Origin of the sequence: Actinoalloteichus caeruleus, from assembly GCF_049311605.1 — a bacterium.
GTDB lineage: Bacteria > Actinomycetota > Actinomycetes > Mycobacteriales > Pseudonocardiaceae > Actinoalloteichus_B > Actinoalloteichus_B caeruleus.
The window spans coordinates 5,638,334-5,655,234 of record NZ_CP186005.1; the positions used below are offsets into that span (position 1 = coordinate 5,638,334).

Genomic DNA, 16,901 nt, shown 5'->3' on the forward strand with positions numbered 1-16,901 from the left:
ATCAGATTTAATGCCTAGTCTCTGCGCTACTCATCCGATGTAGGTCCACCCAGGCCACTCAGCATAGGAGTAGGCAATGACGGCAACGGCGCCGCGACCAGTGCTGGTCATCGGGGTCTCGGGGTCGGGCAAGTCGACGGTCGGCGCACTGCTGGCCGAGCGGCTGCACCGGCCCTTCGTCGACTCCGACTCGCTGCACCCGGCAGCGAACATCGAGAAGATGGCCACCGGCCAGCCCCTGACCGACGAGGACCGGCTTCCCTGGCTGCGCGTGATCGGCGCTCGCGTCGCCGAGGGTGTCAACGCGGGCGAGCCCCCGGTCGTCGCGTGCTCGGCCCTGCGACGTGACTACCGGGACGTGTTGCGCGACTACGCCCCGGACCTGTTCCTCGTCCACCTGGCCGGCGAGCGGTCCCTGGTGGCCGAGCGGGTCGCCGCCCGCAGCCACGAGTACATGCCGCCGTCCCTCCTCGACTCGCAGTACGCCGCGCTGGAACCGCTCGGCGCGGACGAGGGCGGGGTCGTGCTGGACATCGGCGCGCCCCCGGCGGACCTCGTCGAGCGGGCGACCGAGGCCATCACCGCCGAGGAAGGAGGCCGCCGGTGAACACCGACTTCACCCCCGCCCTGTCCACCGGCTCCCTGCTGCTGGTGTCGCTCGCGGCGGTGGCGCTGCTGCTGTTCCTCATCATGAAGGTCCGGCTGCACGCCTTCCTCGCCCTGGTGCTGGTCAGCCTCGTGACCGCCGTGGCCACCGGTATCCCGGCGGGCGAGGTCGTGCCGACCATGACGGAGGGCTTCGGTTCCACGCTCGGTTCCGTCGCGCTCCTCGTCGGCCTCGGCGCGGTGCTCGGCCGGCTCCTGGAGACCAGTGGCGGGGCCAAGGTGCTCGCGGACCGGCTCCTCCGCCTCTTCGGCGAGCACCGCGCGCCCCTCGCGTTGAGCGTCGCCTCGCTGCTCTTCGGCTTCCCGATCTTCTTCGACGCCGGCTTCGTCGTCATGCTGCCGGTGATCTTCACCGTCGCCCGCCGGTTGGGCGGGTCGGTGCTGCTCTACGGGCTCCCGGCCGCCACCGCGTTCTCGGTGATGCACATCTTCGTCCCGCCGCACCCCGGCCCCGTGGCCGCCACCGGCTTCCTGGAGGCCGACATCGGCCTGGTGCTGTTGTTCGGGCTCGCCATCGCGATCCCCACCTGGTACCTGGCGGGATACCTCTACGGCCGCATCATGGGTCAGCGCCTGGTCCTGCCCGTCCCGGACATCCTCGGGACAGCCTCCGAGGAGGACGAGGCCGACCCGCCGGCCCTGTGGACGATCCTGCTCCTGCTGCTGCTCCCACTGGCCCTCATCTTCGCGAACACCGGCCTGGACGCCCTCGGCGTCGCCGGCTTCGTCGATCCCGAGGCGGGCTGGGTCCTGGCCGCGCGGGCCGTCGGGCAGACCCCGGTCGCCCTGCTCATCACCGTGCTCCTGGCCATCTACCTGCTGCGCGTCCGACGCCGCAGGCCCGGCCGGGAGACCGAGGGCATCGTCGACAGCGCCTTCGGCCCCATCTGCTCGATCATCCTCATCACCGGCGCCGGCGGGATGTTCGGCGCCGTGCTCCGGGCGAGTGGAACGGGCGACGCCCTGGCGGAGAGCCTGGAGGGGCTCGGGATGCCGGTGATCCTCGCCGGCTTCGTCATCGCCAGCGCGCTGCGGATCGCGCAGGGTTCGGCGACGGTCGCCCTGACCACCGCGGCCAGCATCGTCCAACCGGTGGTGGCCACGATGACCGACCTCAGCTCCGTGCAACTGGCGGCCCTGGTGCTGGCGTTGGCGGCCGGCTCCGTCATCGCCAGCCACGTCAACGACTCCGGCTTCTGGCTGGTCGGGAAGTTCATGGGCATGGACGTCAAGACGACCCTGAAGACGTGGACCGTGATCCAGACCCTGATGGCCTTCATCGGGTTCGGCTTCGCCTACGCGATCTACCTGATCGCATAACCCACCCGACGGCGGGGACGGTGCTCCGAGGGCCGTCCCCACCGCCCACCACGACCCACGACCCACGACCCACGACCGAGGAGACGTCGATGTCCCACGCCCTGTTCGACCTGACCGGCCGGATCGCGCTGGTCACGGGGTCCAGTCGAGGCATCGGACGAGCCGTGGCGACCGGCCTGGCCGAGGCCGGGGCCACCGTGGTGCTCAACGGGCGGAACAGCGAGCGCCTCTCCTCGACCGCGGCGGAACTGCGGTCGCGCGTCGGGGCGGACCGGGTCAGGACGAGTGCCTTCGACGTCACCGACCCGTCGGCGGTGGACGAGGCGGTGGGGGCGGTGGAATCCGAGATCGGGCCGCTGGACATCCTCGTGAACAACGCGGGTTTCCAGCACAGGCAGCCCATGCTCGAACTCGCCCCCCAGGACTGGGACGCGGTGCTGCGGACCGACCTGACCAGCGCCTTCCTCGTCGGACGGTCCGTCGCCAGCCGCATGGTGGCCCGCCGTCGCGGCAAGATCGTCAACATCTGCTCCGTCCAGACCGCGCTGGCCAGGCCGTCGATCGCCCCCTACGCGGCGGCGAAGGCGGGCCTGGCCGGGCTCACACGGGCCATGTGCGCGGAGTGGGCGGGGTACGACATCCAGGTGAACGGCCTCGCCCCCGGCTACGTGGAGACGGAGCTGACCGCCCCGCTGGTGGCGGACGAGGCGTTCACCGGGTGGATCACCGGGCGCACCCCGGCCGGCCGGTGGGGCCGCATCGAGGACCTGGTGGGCCCTGCCGTGTGGCTGGCCGGTTCCGGGTCCGACTTCGTCAACGGGCAGGTGATCTTCGTCGACGGGGGCATGACCGCCGTCGTCTGATCTCCCGGTGGCGAGCCGTCCCGGCCGGACCAGCGGCCGGAACGCCCCACCAGGTCGCCCGGGACCGCCGCCACCCGACCAGGCTCTCCCCTCCGTCCGGAAGGAAGGTACTCACCCGTGTCCCGCGCCCCGTCGCCGTCCGCCCCCGCCCCCCAGGACACGCTCGCCGTGGTCGCCCACGCCGCGGGTGACGTGCGCCTGGACCGGGTACCGCTCCCCGAACCCACGCCGGCCGAGGCGGTCGTCCGCATCGCCTACGGCGGCATCTGCGGCTCGGACCTGCACTACTGGCGGCACGGCGCGGCCGGTGAGTCCGTGCTGCGCTCCCCCATGGTGCTGGGTCACGAGGTCGTCGGCCACGTCGAGCGTGCCGCGGCGGACGGCAGCGGGCCGGCCGCCGGTACCCCGGTGGCCGTTCACCCCGCGAACCCCTGCGGGACCTGCGACCGGTGCGCCGAGGGCAGGGAGAACATCTGCCCCAGGACGACCTACCTCGGCAGCGCCGCCCGCCACCCCCACACCGACGGCGGTTTCGCCGCGCTGCGCGTCCTGCCGGCCACCCGGCTGCTCCCCCTCCCCGCCGGCCTCCCGCCGCGCGCCGCGGCCCTCGCCGAGCCGGCCGCCGTCGCCTGGCACGCGGTGGCCCGCAGCGGGGAGGTCCGGGGGCGGCGCGTGCTCGTCACCGGCGCCGGTCCGATCGGCGCGCTGGTCGTGGCCGTCCTGGCCCGGGCCGGTGCGGCCGAGATCGTCGTCACCGACCTGCACGACCGCCCGCTCCGAGTCGCCGAGGGGCTGGGAGCCACCAGGACGATCGTGGCGACGGACGCCGCCTCGGTGGCCGCGCTTGGCGTCGACGTCGCCGTCGAGTCCTCGGGAAGTCCGGCCGGGTTGGCCGCGGCCGCCGCCGGCCTGCGCAGGGGCGGGCACCTCACGCTGCTCGGGCTGGTGCCCGCCGGCGACATCCCCGCCCCCGTCGCCGGCCTCATCAGCCGGGAGATCACGGTGGCGGGGTCCTTCCGGTTCCACGACGAGATGGCCGCGGTGCTCGCCGCCCTCGCCGACGGCTCGCTGGCGACGGAGGGCGTCGTCTCGCACGTCATCCCGGTCCACGAGCTGGCGGCGGCCCTGACGACGGCGGCCGACGCCGCCGGGTCAGGAAAGGTCCTGCTCGACTTCACCGAGCCGGACGCCGGCTGAGCCCGGCCAGGTCAGGAGCGCTGTCAGCCGTCCTCCCCGATGACCGGCGCCACCGTGGCCTCCGGCTCACCGAACAGCTCCGAGGCGTCGGACATGATGCGGGACTGGTTCTTCCGCTCCTGGTCACCCTGGTTCTGCTGGGCCCCGCCGCCCATCATCCCGCCACCCATCATGGCGCCACCGCCCATCCCCCGGCCGCCCTGGGTGGCCTGCCCGGTCGAGGCGCCCTGCTGACCGGCCACCGCGTCGCCGGGGGCGGCGGCGACACCGCTGGTGCCCCCGGCCCGGACCGGCTGCTCGGACTCGGGCGCCGCCCCCGCCGAGCCGGCGCCGGGGCCACCACCACCCGAGGGGACGCCGCCGGCACCGCCTCCGCCGCCGGGCGCACCCCCGCCGGTGCCCGCACCCGCCACGTCGACCCCGCCGGGGCCGCCGCCGCCCGGGACGGAGGGCACGTCGAAGGACCAGTCGTCCTCGGGGAACACGTGCGCCATGCGCAGGTCGGAGAAGACGGTGTCACCACCCAGCCCCGAGCACAGGCCGACCAGCGCGCGCAGCACCTCCCGGACCGCCTCGAAGAGCTCCAGCAGCGGCTCGCGCATCGTGGCCAGGTGGTCGCGGGCCCGCTCCTCACCCGCCACCGGGAGCGTCAACGCCTCCGACACCGAGTCAGCGCTGCCCGCGAGCACCTCGACCATGTCCCGCACGAGCTGCCGGATGGCGTCCGCCGTGACGTCCAACGCGTCGGCGACGGCGGTCATGGTGTCCGCCATCGCGTTCGCGGCGCGGGTCACCTCCTGGACGTGTTCGACGAACGAGTCGGCGTCGTCCCCGGTCCAGGCCTCGTCCAGGCCACCGAGCGGACCGGCGACCTCCTCCGACAGCTCCTCGACCCGCCTGGCGGCGGCCCGCCAGTGCTCGGCCTGTTCGTGCATGTCGCTCCAGCGCCCCACCACCGGGCCGAAGTACTCGTGCACCGGGTCCGGAACCCCGAGCTGGTCGGAGATCCAGGACAGAAAGCCCAGATGGCCGGCGGCGTCCCCGGCCAGCCGGTCACCGTCCGGGCCGCCGACGGCCCCCTCCTGGGGCAGCCACGGTGGACGGGCAGCCGGCTCGGACGCGGTCACCGCCCCCGCCGGGGCGGCGGGGGCGGCCTCGCTCGCCGTCGACGCGGGCCGGCTGGTGCCCCCGAACCCCGGGGAGCGGTCGAAGGCCACGCCACCTGGTACGACGGTGGGGTCGGCTGGGTAGCGGTCGGGGAACACGGGCGACTCCCTGTGCGGTTCAGGCCGGATCGGCGCCGGAGCGGTTCAGTTCCGCCGCGCTGTCCTCGTCGTGGGCCAGGTGGACACGGGCCACGTTCCGCAGCGCCACCGAGGCGGCCAGCAGCACCTCGCGGCCCCGGGCCAGCTGGGTGTCGAGGTGGTCACGCACCTCGGCGTACGCCGTGTCGGTGCCGACCTCGACGCCCAGCTCGCCGAAGGTCTCCGCGCCCACCCCGTCGACGTGGACGGACTGGCCTACCTCGCCGAGGTCCTCGGAGGCGCGTTCCAGCCGACGCGCGTAGTCGGTGACCCACTCCGGGTCGATGCTGATGTCCGCCACGTCGGGCTCCCTGGATGCTCGTCGTCAGCACGACGGCCGTGGGTGGTGTCCGGCCGTGGCGCGGCGCGCACCTCCGGACGAGGCCGTTCGGCCGATGAGACGCCGGCGGCGGCCCGGGGGTTCCCGGGCCGCCGCCATCCGTCATCCCACTCGCCGTCAGCCGTCCTGGGGGAAGCCCTCGAACCACCCGTCCCCGACGCCGTCCGGGTCGGGGACGTACTCGCCGGCGCCCTCCTCGACGTCGAGTCGACGGTCACCGCTCTCGTCGAAGGGGACGTAGTCGAACACCAGGTCGGCATTGTTCTGGTCCAGCCGAGGGCCCGCCGGCAGCAGGCGCAGGATCGGTTCCGGGGCTGGCGGCAGCGTGCTGTTCTCCGGCAACAGCCCCAGCGCCGTGACGTGCCGCATGTCCGGGATGGCGTACCGGACACCCCGGTCGGACACGAAGTGGATCGGGCCGCTCTGGAAGCTGCCCTCGGACGTCGTGCTGCGGACGACGGCGGCGTTCCCCGGCGGCATGAAGAAGTAGTCGGCCGCGTTGTCGGCACCCAGCCGCACCCGCTCCAACAGCGGGTCGTCGTCCGACGCGTCCGCGCCCCGCAACTCGATGTCCTCGCCGACCCGCAGCTCGGTGCGCTCCCGGTCGTCCGAACCGTTCCACGCGAAGCAGGTCACCGGGTTCTCCATGTAGGGGACCGGTCGCAGCGGACGGCTCGGCAGGTCGCGGATCTCGACGAGGTCGGCATCCGCGGCCGCGCCGAGCCGGGTGATGTCCACCCGTTCGACCAGCGGCACCTCCGCCTGGGCCTGTCCCTGCGACCAGCGGATGAGCTCCGCGACGCCCTCGGGGATGTCCTGGTACCCGCTGTTGAGCACGACGTAGTAGTCCCGGCCCTGCCCAGACGCGTCCAACGCGGCCACGACGGTGCCGATCCCCGCCGCGTTGCCGTCGGGCAGCACGAGTTCCCGGTCGGCGGGGAGCCCCTGGTCCGGGATGTCCGGGGCCGCGTAGTCGTCGACGGTGGGGATGCTGTTCAGCAACGCCTCGGTCATCAGGTGCGGCTCACGCAGCCCCGAGGCCAGCGTCGCCTGGTTGACCTGGTGGTTGGGGTCGACCCAGGCGCGGACCACGGCACGCGACCCGGCGCGGGTGTCATCCGGGCGGTAGATCGCCCACATCTCGCCGTCGGCCTCGGAACGGGCGACGACCACCTCGTCCTCGGCGAGCGCGCGGCCCGGCAGGTCGTGGACGCCGGCGAGCACCGAGGTCTCCGCCGACGCCGAGGCCGCCGGGTTCGCCAGGCTGTCGTCGAAGGACGCCCAGTCGCACACCGTCCACACCGGATCGATTCGCCGTTCGGAACTGGGCATCTTCTCCGGCGCCCCGGGGATCCCGGTCAGCTGGCTGCCGATGGTGATGTCGGCCAGCACGTCGTCACTGACGAACGAGGGTTCGGGCAGCCCGGCGGACGCGCCGCCCTGCATCCGCATCTGGAGCAGCTGCGCCGAGGCCATGTTCATCATGGGGATCAGCTGGAGCGCGTTGTTCTGCTCCACGGCGACGTAGATGCCGCCAGAAGGCTGCGCCATCACGATCTCGCCCGCGCTCGGCGGACTCGCCTTGGGCGAGATGACACCGAAGATCAGAAAACCCAACAGCGCCACGGCGGCGAGCGCCATCCCCGCCACCACGGAGCGCTGGTGGGTGCGCATCGGATCGTGCAGCATCACCGCGTCCTTGCGGACCAGCGCCGACTGCATTCGCCTGAGGACGAAGCGGTAAGCCTGAACCTGGGACTTGGTGGTAGGTGTTGAGGGCATTTGCGGCCTATAGCTCCCTAGTCCACGGTACCGTTCGGCAGGATAGCGGGCAGCAGCACGACTGTGGCGCCGTTTCCCGATAAGGGCGCCAGGCGGGTGCGTGCCCCCGCCGACGATCCGCCGTCTTGCATCAGCGAGGGGGAGAGACCGAACGGATGAGCGTGACCACACCCAGCCCTGCCCAGCCCCGGCGGCCCCAACCGTCGCCGCCAGCGGCACCGCCGACGGCACGGGTCGGCAGCGCGCGACGGCGGGCGACGGGCGCCAGCCTCGGCCCGCTGCCGGTGACCAACGTCGTGGTCCTGGAGGTCGGGCTGGCCGTGGGACTGCTGTTGCTGGCCGTCAGCACCAGTCTCTGGCCGGCTTCCGCCGCGGTGCTGCTCGTCGCGTTGGTGGTGGCCTTCACCCGCTGGAAGGGACGCTGGCTGACCCAGTGGACGAAGCTGACCCTCGGCTACGCCGCCCGCTCGCACACCAGGGTGGCCCACCCACCGGCCCGGGCGGACGACGAGGAGGTCCAACTCGACGACAAGCCCGTGACGGGCCCCGAGGACGCCCGGGTGTCGTTGCTCCGCCTCGCCCTGCCCGACCTGGTGGTGGCGCAGGGCACCGACCACGAACGCGGTCAGGTCGGGTTGGCGATGCACGACGGAACGTGGACGGCGGTGCTGCTCGTCGAGCCGCCCCCCGCGCTGGTCACCCACGTCGGCGCGGCACCGAACCTGCCGCTGGGCGCCCTGACCCCCTGCCTGGAGGACCGAGGCGTCATCCTCGACTCCATCAAGGTGATCTGGCACTGCTACCCGGGCAGCGCCGCCCTGCCGCCCAACTCGCCGGCCCTGAACTCGTACCTGGAGGTGCTCGGCCCGTTGCCGGCCGCCGCCCGCCGCACCACCTGGGTCGCCGTCCGGCTCGACCCGAGGCGCTGCCAGCAGGCCATCACCGAGCGAGGAGGAGGTGTGGTCGGCGCGCACCGGGCATTGATCGGCGCGCTCTCCCGCATCCGTTCCGCCCTGGAACGGCACGGGGTGTCCACCCGGCCGCTCGATGTGGACGAGGTGCTGCGTTCCGGGATCTCCGCGGCCAACCTCCAGTCGGTGGCGGGTGCCAACAAGAAGGTCGGGCTGCGCGAACGCTGGACCGGGGTGACGGCCGGCGGGGTGGGGCACGCGAGCTACGCCATCACGCGGTGGCCCGGCAAGGGCGGGATGAGGAACATCAACGCCCTCACCGGTGTCCGGGCCCTGTCCTCCACGGTGACCCTGTCCATCTCGCCCAGCGAGGAGGACGGCAAGGTGGGTCTGCGGGGACTGGTCCGCGTCAGCGCCAGGACACCGTCCGAACTGGAGGCGGCCGACGGGAAGCTGAACACCCTCGGCGAGAAGCTGGACATCACGCTCACCCCGCTGCGAGGCCTCCAGGTGGCCGGGCTCGCCGCGACCCTGCCACTGGGAGGATCGGCATGACTAGCAGCCGCCTGGCCTACGGCCCCTCCGGCCGGGGGGTCGCACCGGAGTTCGTGGTGTCACCCGAACTGCTCGACGCGGTCAGCCCGGCCGGCGACCGGGGCGGCATGGTGCTCGGTTCCGGCATGAAGAACGAGCCGCTGACCATCTCCGTCCTACGGCCGGCACCGACTCGGATCGTGCTGGTCGGAGGGTTGTACCTGGCACGACAGGTCGCGCTCCGCGCGATGGCGACCGGAGCATGGGTGGTGATCGCGACCGGGCGTCCCGCGGCCTGGCAGTCGGTGGCGCGCGCCGCCGGGCAGGGCCCGGACGGTCGTCCCGTACCACTGGTCCAGGTGCGACGGCTGTCGCCGGTCGAGCTGCCCCGCCCCACCGACGACGGCCCGCTCCTGGTGGTCCACGACGGCGGGCACGTCCCCCAGGAGCTCTTCCCACCCAGGTCTCCCTGGCAGACGACCATGTACGTGCTGCCGTACCTGCACCCCCAGGCCGCCGGTACGGCGAACGCGGCGGACCTCGTGCTGATGCAACGGCTGCCGGTGGGCCAGGCGCAGCTGGCCGCCCGGATGTGGCGCCTCCCTCCCCCCATGATCAACCAGCTGGCGAACCTCAAGGACGACGGGGTGATCGCCCTCGGGCGCAACCTGTGGCGCCCCTTCCGCCTGATCACCACCAAGAAGGAGCAGGAGATCCTCGGCCCGGTCCGCCGGGGCGACTGAGGCCCTCCCCGCCGGGGACCCGCCTCCCACCCGGCGACGGGACGCCGTTCCGGTCCGGCGGCGGGCAGCGGGAGCTCATGCCTCGACGCCGCGCCCTCCTGGCTCGTGGCGGGTGGGCGGCCGGCCAGCGGCGGGTGATGCCCCGACCCGCGCGGAGACGAGCGGGTGGCCGGAGGTGGCCCGCCACGCCCTGGACACGCCCCCCACTCGCCCGGCCAGCACCTCAGCGCGACGGACCGGCATCCGCCGCGCTGCCTGGGGAGCCCGCTCCCCCCGCTCCCGGAGCCGGTCGTTCCGCTCCTCCCCCGGCGGCCCGGTCAACGGGAGCCACCAGCGGGCGCACGAGCGCCGCCGCCAACCCACGCACCCGTTCGGGGTTCCCACCACCGAGCTGCGGTGTCCGGACGACCGCCTGGAGCAGGCCGACCCCGACCAGCAGCGCGGCGACCAGCTCCGCGCGCAACCTCCCGTCCTCGCCTGGCAGCCGGCGCGCGAGACCGAGGGTGAAGTCGTCGGTGACCAGCTGGCGCAACCGTTCCATCGCCGCCGCGCTCCCCGGCGAGCGCAGCAGCGCCACCAACCCGGGGGCGCCCTGGTCCCCCTCACGCGACAACAGGTCACCCAGACCGGGGCCGATGGCGTCGAGTGGGCCGGCGAGCAGCTCACCGATCGCCGAGGTGTGCGCGGAGACCTCCTCGAACAGGGCATCCTTCGACCCGAAGTAGCGGTAGACGAGCGCCTGGTTCACTCCCACGTCGGCGGCGACCTCCCGGACGCTCGTCCGGTCGTAGCCGTCCCGCGCGAACCGGAGGACCGCCGCCATCAACAAGGCCGACCTGGTGGCGTCGGCGTCCTTCCGGCGAGGTGGGACACCTCGTCCCACCTCGGCACCCGGTTCCTCCTGCGCCACCCGCGAGCCCTCCCGTCACGATGTCGGCATGTGATCCACATCTCCCCCGGCGCGGGTTCAGCGTATTGACCGTCAGCATCCGACTGGATACGTTCAGTGAAGTAATCCGTTGCTGACTTCTGGCTGACCGATCGCTGACCGGTCCTCGACGCCTTGGACACCCAACCGACGCGTTCCCCGCACCGATCCTGCCGAGCCGGGACGGACCGAGCCAGCTCGACGCCACAACAACCGGCCGCCGGGCCGTGATCTCGGCCCGGGGACCTCCCCTGCCCGCGTACCGACCGCCGCCGACCGCCTCAGGAAAGGACCGTTCCGTGCGAGTGCTGTGCAGCGTCACCGGTTCCCCCTCCCACGCCCGAGCCATGCTCCCGGTGGCCAGCGCGGTGGCCAGAGCCGGCCACCAGGTGCTGGCGGTGGTTCCCGCCGCGCTCACCCACGTGTTCGCGGGCGAGAACTTCCCGGTCAGGGCGGTCCTGGGGCCGATCGAGGACATCCTGCGGGATCAGCTCGCCAGCGGTGAACTGACCCTTGACCAGCTGACGGACGCCACGGTCATGATCCGGGAGTTCGTCGGCGGACCCCAGGTCACCCGCAACGTCGGCACCATCCTGCCGATCGCGCGGGAGTTCCGCCCGGACCTGGTGCTCCGGGACGGCACCGAGTGCGCCGGGATGCTGGTGGCCGAGGCGCTGGGCGTGCCCCAGGTGTCCGTCCCCAGCGGAGGGGGCAACCTGGTCGACCCGGTCGGCCTCGTCGACCACCTCAACCGGCGGCGCCGGGAGATCCACCTGCCCGAGCAGGGCCCGGACGCGCTCTACCGGCACGGCCGGCTGGACTGCGTCCCCCACCGCTACACCTTCAACACCCATGACGTGCCGCCCGCGATCGCCTACCGGCAGCCCGACACCGTCGCCGACCGGGAGGCGCTGCCCAGCTGGGTGTCCGAACTCGACCCCACCCGCCCACTGGTGTTCGGAGCGGTCGGCACGGCGCTCTCGATGGTCCTCGACGCTCCGCCCCAACCCGGCCTCGAGGACACGCCCCCCATGCGCGATCCCGCCGAGGGGCTGCGCGCCATCATCGAGGGGCTGGGACGGCTCGACTGCGCCGCGATCGTGTCCACCGGAGGTGTGCCGCTCCCGGACATCCCCCACCCGTCCAACGTCCACGTCGTCACCGGGATCGCGCAGCCGCTGCTCCTCCAGTGCGCGGACCTCTTCGTGACCCACGGCGGTTACAACAGCATCCGGGAGTCGTTGCGGGCCGGCGTGCCCATGGCCGTCGTCCCGCAGTTCGGCGACCAGCCGGTGAACGCCGACCGCGTCGCGGAACTCGGTCTCGGTCGCCACGTGGTCGAGCAGACCGCCGACGGCGTCGCCTCCGCCTGTTCCGACCTCCTCACCGACCGCACCACCACCGGCACGGTGCGAGCCGCGCAGCGGGAGATGCTGGCGCTACCCCACGTCGACCAGGTCGTCCGCCGCCTCGAGGAGATCGCAGCCGGGGCCGGTCAGGTCCACGCCGCCGACCAGGCCGACACCGCCGTCGGCGCCGGCAGGGGGTGAGGGCGTGACGCGCACCAGCACACCGCCCGACGACCAGGGCCAGCCACCCCGGATCACCGTGATCGGCGCCGGTTACCTCGGCGCCACCCACGCCGCCTGCATGGCGGCACTCGGCTTCCAGGTCCTCGGCGTCGACGTCGACTCCGAGCGGGTCGACCGGCTCGGCCGCGGCGAGGTGCCCTTCCACGAACCGGGGCTGCCCGAGTTGCTCTCCACGCAGGTCGCGGAGGGACGACTCCGGTTCACCACCTCCCTCGCACTGGCGGCCGAGTTCGGTGACACGCACTTCGTGTGCGTGGGCACCCCGGAACTCCCCCGCGGGTACGGGGCGGACCTGTCCCAGGTCGTCACCGTGATCGAGATGCTGGGTCCCCTGCTCACGCGTCCGTGCCTCGTGGTCGGCAAGTCGACGGTCCCCGTCGGGACCGCCGAACCGCTCGCCCGCCGCCTCGCCGAGCTGTCCCCCGTCGGTGAGCACGCCAGGCTCGCCTGGAACCCGGAGTTCCTGCGCGAGGGCCACGGGATCCAGGACACCCTTCGACCCGACCGCCTCGTCTTCGGCGTCACCGACGACGTGGCGGAACGGGCGCTGCGTCGCGTGTACGCGCCGCTGCTGGCCGACACCCCCGAACGCCCGGCGACTCCCGTCGTGGTCTGCGACCTCCCGACCGCGGAGTTGGTGAAGGTCGCGGCCAACGCGTACCTCGCCACCCGGCTGTCCTTCGTCAACCTCGTCGCCGACGTCTGCGAGGCCAGCGGAGCCGACGTCGTCCCCCTCACCCGCGCCCTCGGGCTCGACCCCCGCATCGGCGACCGCTTCCTCGGGGCGGGACTGGGTTACGGGGGCGGGTGCCTGCCGAAGGACCTCCGGGCGTTCACGGCCCGCGCCGAGCAGCTCGGAGCGGGCCGGGGGGTGGAACTGCTCCAGGCGGTCGACCAGATCAACGTGGAGCGCCGGAGCCGGACCGTCGCCCTCGTGCGCGAGGAGCTGGGTGGGGAGGTCACCGACGCCAGGGTCGCCGTGCTGGGAGCGGCCTTCAAACCCCACTCGGACGACGTCCGCGACTCGCCCGCGCTCACCGTCGCCGCCGATCTGCACCTGCACGGAGCCCGGGTCGCGGTGCACGACCCGCACGCGTTGACCAACGCGCGACGGGAGCTGCCCACGGTCGACTACGCGGACTCCGCGTACGAGGCGGCGACCGGGGCCGACATCGTCCTGCACCTCACCGAGTGGCCCGAGTACGCGGCGCTCGACCCGGACCGGCTGCGGCGCCTCGTGCGCCGGCCGACGCTGCTCGACGCCAGGAACACCCTCGACCGGGATCACTGGACCAGGGCTGGTTGGTCGGTGCGTTCCCTCGGGCGTCCCCGCCATCCGGGCAGCCCGGCGCCCGGGTCCCTCCAGCACCGCCGCGCCATCGGAACCGGGCACCACGGCGGGGCGGGCAGCCCGACGGTGAGGGGTGCCGCTCGGGAGACGTGACGAGCGCCACCCACTCCGTCAGCCCGAACCGGACCGGAAGGAGGTGTGAGCGCGTGGCCGACACGGCGCGACCCGCCACCAGCCCGCGACCAGGGCACCAGTACGACCACCGCCAGGTGTTGCGGGTGCTCTCCGGCCTGCTGATCGGGATGTTCCTGTCCGCGCTGGACCAGACCGTGGTGGCGACCGCGATGCGCACCATCGCCGACGAGCTGCACGGTCAGACGATCCAGGCGTGGGCGACCACCGCCTACCTCGTCACCGCCACCGTCGCCACCCCGCTGTACGGCAAGCTGTCGGACCTCTACGGACGCCGACCGGTCTACCTCGCGGCCATCGGCATCTTCCTGCTCGGTTCGCTGCTCTGCGGCCTGGCCGCCTCCATGCCCCAGCTGGCCGCCTTCCGCGCCGTGCAGGGGCTCGGCGGAGGCGGGCTGTTCTCCCTGGCGTTCGTCATCGTCTCCGACCTGGTGCCCCCCAGGGAACGGGGCCGGTACCAGGCCTACTTCATGGCGGTCTTCGGGTCGGCCAGCCTGCTCGGCCCCGTGGTCGGCGGCCTCTTCGCGGGTGCCCCGGACTTCCTCGGCCTCGCGGGATGGCGATGGATCTTCCTCATCAACGTGCCCATCGGGATCGTCGCCGTCCTCGTCGTCCACCGGGTGCTCGACCTACCCGTTCCCGGCGGTGGCGGACGGGTGGACTACCTCGGCGCGGTGGCCCTGGTGGTGGCCGTCGTCCCCCTGCTCACCGTCGCCTCCCACGGACGGGAGTGGGGGTGGGGCTCCCCCACGTCCGTCCTGCTGTACCTGGTGGCCGGGTTCGGCCTCCTCGCCTTCGTCCTGGTGGAACGACGCTCCCGCGACGTCGCGCTCCTGCCACCGCACCTCTTCCGCATCCGCACCTTCGTCCTGGGCAACGTGCTCAACGTCCTGGTGGGCATGGCGATGTTCGGGAGCCTCGCCGTGCTTCCCCTCTACCTCCAGATCGTGCGGGGTCACTCGGCGATGGTCGCCGGGCTGCTGCTCCTCCCCCAGACACTCGGGAACGTGGTGGCCACGATCATCGTGGGACACCTGATCACCGCGACGGGCCGGGTACGCCGCTTCGCCGTGTTCGGCTCCGCGACCAGCGCCCTCGCGCTGGCGCTGCTGAGCACGGTGCGCACCGACACCCCCCTCGCCCTGGTCGGCCTCCACGCGCTGCTCCTCGGCGTCGGCGTCGGTGTCGCCATGCAGACGCTCACGCTCATCGTGCAGATCGGCGCGCCACGGGCGGATCTCGGGTCCGCCACCTCCTCCAGCCACTTCTTCCGCCAGATCGGGGGTTCCGCCGGAACGGCCGTCCTGCTCTCGGTCCTCTTCGGGCTGGTCGGCGGAAGGCTGGAGGACTCGTTCGCGGCAGCGCGCGCCGACCCGGACTTCGCCCGGCACCTCACCGAGCCAGCCGTCACCGGGGACCCGGACAACCGCCCAGTGCTCGACGCGGTGACCGAGGACGGCCGGCTGCTGCTCGACCTGGACAACACGGAGTTCCTGGCCACCGTGGACCCGGTGCTGGCCGCCCCCGTGCTGGCGGCCTTCGCCTCGGCCGCCGCCACCGCCTTCCTGGTGGGCGCGGTGGCCGCGGTCCTGGCGTTCCTGGTCGCGTTGCTGGTCCCAGACGCGCGGTTGGCGGGTCGCGAGGACCCGCCAACCACCCCGGTAGCCGGGGTCGACGCCGCGACCGACCCGGTCACGCCGGAGACCGAGGTCGCCGGTCGCCCCGACGATCAGGCCAGCACGAGGGAGAGGCCATAGGCGGACAGGATCGGGTTCACCGGCGCGAAGAAGGTCCGACCGCCGGTCGCGCAGTTGCCAGAACCGCCGGAGGTGACGCCCTGCGCCTGGTCTCCGGTGATGAAGGAGCCACCGGAGTCACCACCCTGCGCGCAGGCACTGGTCTGCGTCGTTCCGTAGACCGGCCCCTGCTGGTAGTTCACCGTCACGTTCAACGCCTCCACGGTGCCGCACCGCCAGCCGGTCGTCGATCCCGAGCGGCAGATCGAGGACCCGACGGGCGCCACCGAGGAACCCCGCACGAGGACGTCGTGCACGGTTCCCCAGCCGAGGACCACCGGCTCGGTCCACCAGCCGTGACCGATGCGAACCCAACCGTGGTCGTTGCCGGGGAAGCTCGCGGCCGCGACGTTGCCCATCAGCGACCAGTCCCACCCGTGCACGGTGCTGCCCGCGCCACCGCAGTGCCCGGCCGTCACGAAACCACCGTGCACGGAGAACCCGATCGAACAACGGGTGTTGCTGTTGATGTAGTAGGGGTCACCGCCCACCGTGCCCGCCGCGAAGGTCTCGGGCCGCTCGCTCACCTCGGTCACCGTGACCGGCCCCAGGGCCCGCGCCTCGGCGAGGAAGGCGGCGGTTGTCGAGTCGTCGGCGCCGGCGAGGACGGTGACGACGACCTCGTTCGCGGCCGGGTCGACGTACCAACTGGTCACGTCCGCCGGCGGAGCCTCCTCCTCCGCGACGGCGTTCAACTCGGCCACCACCCCGTCGAGGACGGCGGCGCTGTGCTCGACGACCTCGACGTCCACCTCGGCCGCCGCTCGGACGGCGTCGGCGGCCCCGGCATCGGTCACGCCCACGACCAGCGCCCCTCGCTCGGCGTCGAACCAGGCCCCCGCGTAGGCGGAGCCGGCGGCCTCCTCCGCCGGGTCCACCGCGTCCATCGCGGCGAACTCCTGACCCAGCCGCGTCTCCGCCTCGAGCGGGGTGATGCCGAACTCCTCGGCCATGCTCGTCAGCAGGCCGGGCGAGTAGTCCTGGCGGTCGGGGCCATCGGCGGGGCGTTCTCCGGCGGAGGCGGCCCCCACTCCGGTGAGGGTCGCGGTCACCACGGCAGCGGTGGCGACCAGGCCGGTCAGGCGAACAGGTCTCATCAGTCATCTCCTTCGTACGTGCGGGACGGTCGACCGGAACGGCCGACCGGCGGGAGAGAGGGACTGAAACGGCGACGGCGCCGCCGGCCAACGGGCCGGGGAGAACCGCCGGTTGGTGGGAGCGCCGGACGACCGGCACGACCACACCCGCCCTGAGCAGGACGAACGGCGGGTCAACCTGGATCTGACACTATTCGGATTCCACCGGCGAAGTACCTCTGAAGGACGCATCACCGCCTGCGCCGAGCACAGCACGGGAGCGGTCAAAGAAATCGGACATCGCCGCGGAGGAGCGCGTGGCGCCTCGGCGAACGGGCGACCGGGCCGGGCGACCGGGCCGGGCGC

At 73.1% G+C, this 16,901-nt stretch carries 14 protein-coding genes; 9 read left to right on the top strand and 5 right to left on the bottom strand.

The window, feature by feature from the left end; all coding sequences use genetic code 11:
- The first annotated feature begins 76 nt into the window (after positions 1-76).
- From ACOJVX_RS23170 to ACOJVX_RS23185, 4 genes are all read left to right on the top strand, one after another.
- Complete coding sequence (locus ACOJVX_RS23170; protein ID WP_026419497.1) at positions 77-607, top strand: gluconokinase; 531 nt, start codon at positions 77-79, stop codon at positions 605-607.
- Positions 604-1,986: a GntP family permease gene (locus ACOJVX_RS23175; RefSeq protein WP_418155101.1), complete on the top strand. Its 1,383-nt coding sequence runs from the start codon at positions 604-606 to the stop codon at positions 1,984-1,986. Before ACOJVX_RS23170 ends, ACOJVX_RS23175 begins: the two co-directional genes overlap by 4 nt.
- An 89-nt stretch (positions 1,987-2,075) precedes the next feature.
- Positions 2,076-2,849, top strand: coding sequence for an SDR family NAD(P)-dependent oxidoreductase (locus tag ACOJVX_RS23180; RefSeq protein WP_026419499.1), 774 nt, complete (start codon positions 2,076-2,078; stop codon positions 2,847-2,849).
- Positions 2,850-2,966: 117 nt separating this feature from the next.
- Positions 2,967-4,046: an alcohol dehydrogenase catalytic domain-containing protein gene (locus ACOJVX_RS23185; RefSeq protein WP_103055977.1), complete on the top strand. Its 1,080-nt coding sequence runs from the start codon at positions 2,967-2,969 to the stop codon at positions 4,044-4,046.
- A gap of 23 nt (positions 4,047-4,069) precedes the next feature.
- On the opposite strand, the gene ACOJVX_RS23190 is transcribed toward ACOJVX_RS23185, so the two are convergent.
- From ACOJVX_RS23190 to eccB, 3 genes are all read right to left on the bottom strand, one after another.
- Positions 4,070-5,311 (bottom strand): WXG100 family type VII secretion target, encoded by a 1,242-nt coding sequence (locus tag ACOJVX_RS23190; protein ID WP_051314128.1) that lies wholly within the window; start codon positions 5,309-5,311, stop codon positions 4,070-4,072.
- Positions 5,312-5,330: 19 nt separating this feature from the next.
- Positions 5,331-5,651, bottom strand: coding sequence for a hypothetical protein (locus tag ACOJVX_RS23195; RefSeq protein WP_026419502.1), 321 nt, complete (start codon positions 5,649-5,651; stop codon positions 5,331-5,333).
- A gap of 156 nt (positions 5,652-5,807) precedes the next feature.
- On the bottom strand, positions 5,808-7,472 hold the full coding sequence (eccB, locus tag ACOJVX_RS23200) for a type VII secretion protein EccB (protein ID WP_081715540.1): 1,665 nt from the start codon (positions 7,470-7,472) through the stop codon (positions 5,808-5,810).
- A gap of 284 nt (positions 7,473-7,756) precedes the next feature.
- Here eccB and eccE point away from each other — a divergent pair, with 284 nt between their 5' ends.
- Together eccE and ACOJVX_RS23210 are read left to right on the top strand one after the other, a co-directional pair.
- A complete protein-coding gene (eccE, locus tag ACOJVX_RS23205; RefSeq protein WP_026419503.1) occupies positions 7,757-8,938 on the top strand; it encodes a type VII secretion protein EccE in 1,182 nt (393 codons plus the stop codon).
- A complete protein-coding gene (locus tag ACOJVX_RS23210; protein ID WP_051314131.1) occupies positions 8,935-9,660 on the top strand; it encodes a hypothetical protein in 726 nt (241 codons plus the stop codon). The genes eccE and ACOJVX_RS23210 overlap by 4 nt, the downstream gene beginning before the upstream one ends.
- 223 nt (positions 9,661-9,883) lie before the next feature.
- Here ACOJVX_RS23210 and ACOJVX_RS23215 read toward each other — a convergent pair whose 3' ends face one another.
- Complete coding sequence (locus ACOJVX_RS23215; RefSeq protein WP_418155099.1) at positions 9,884-10,570, bottom strand: TetR/AcrR family transcriptional regulator; 687 nt, start codon at positions 10,568-10,570, stop codon at positions 9,884-9,886.
- A 317-nt stretch (positions 10,571-10,887) separates the two neighbouring features.
- Between ACOJVX_RS23215 and ACOJVX_RS23220 the strand changes: the two genes are divergently transcribed.
- The 3 genes from ACOJVX_RS23220 to ACOJVX_RS23230 are packed head-to-tail and all read left to right on the top strand — an operon-like array spanning position 10,888 to position 15,420.
- Complete coding sequence (locus tag ACOJVX_RS23220; protein WP_081715541.1) at positions 10,888-12,138, top strand: glycosyltransferase; 1,251 nt, start codon at positions 10,888-10,890, stop codon at positions 12,136-12,138.
- 4 nt (positions 12,139-12,142) lie between these two features.
- Positions 12,143-13,624 carry a UDP-glucose/GDP-mannose dehydrogenase family protein gene (locus tag ACOJVX_RS23225; protein WP_337662260.1) on the top strand — a complete coding sequence of 494 codons (1,482 nt, stop codon included), beginning with the start codon at positions 12,143-12,145 and terminating at the stop codon, positions 13,622-13,624.
- A gap of 53 nt (positions 13,625-13,677) precedes the next feature.
- Complete coding sequence (locus ACOJVX_RS23230) at positions 13,678-15,420, top strand: MDR family MFS transporter (protein ID WP_422647091.1); 1,743 nt, start codon at positions 13,678-13,680, stop codon at positions 15,418-15,420.
- Here the strand turns inward: ACOJVX_RS23230 and ACOJVX_RS23235 are convergent.
- Complete coding sequence (locus tag ACOJVX_RS23235) at positions 15,393-16,556, bottom strand: S1 family peptidase (RefSeq protein ID WP_422647092.1); 1,164 nt, start codon at positions 16,554-16,556, stop codon at positions 15,393-15,395. The genes ACOJVX_RS23230 and ACOJVX_RS23235 overlap by 28 nt on opposite strands.
- Positions 16,557-16,901 lie beyond the last annotated feature (345 nt).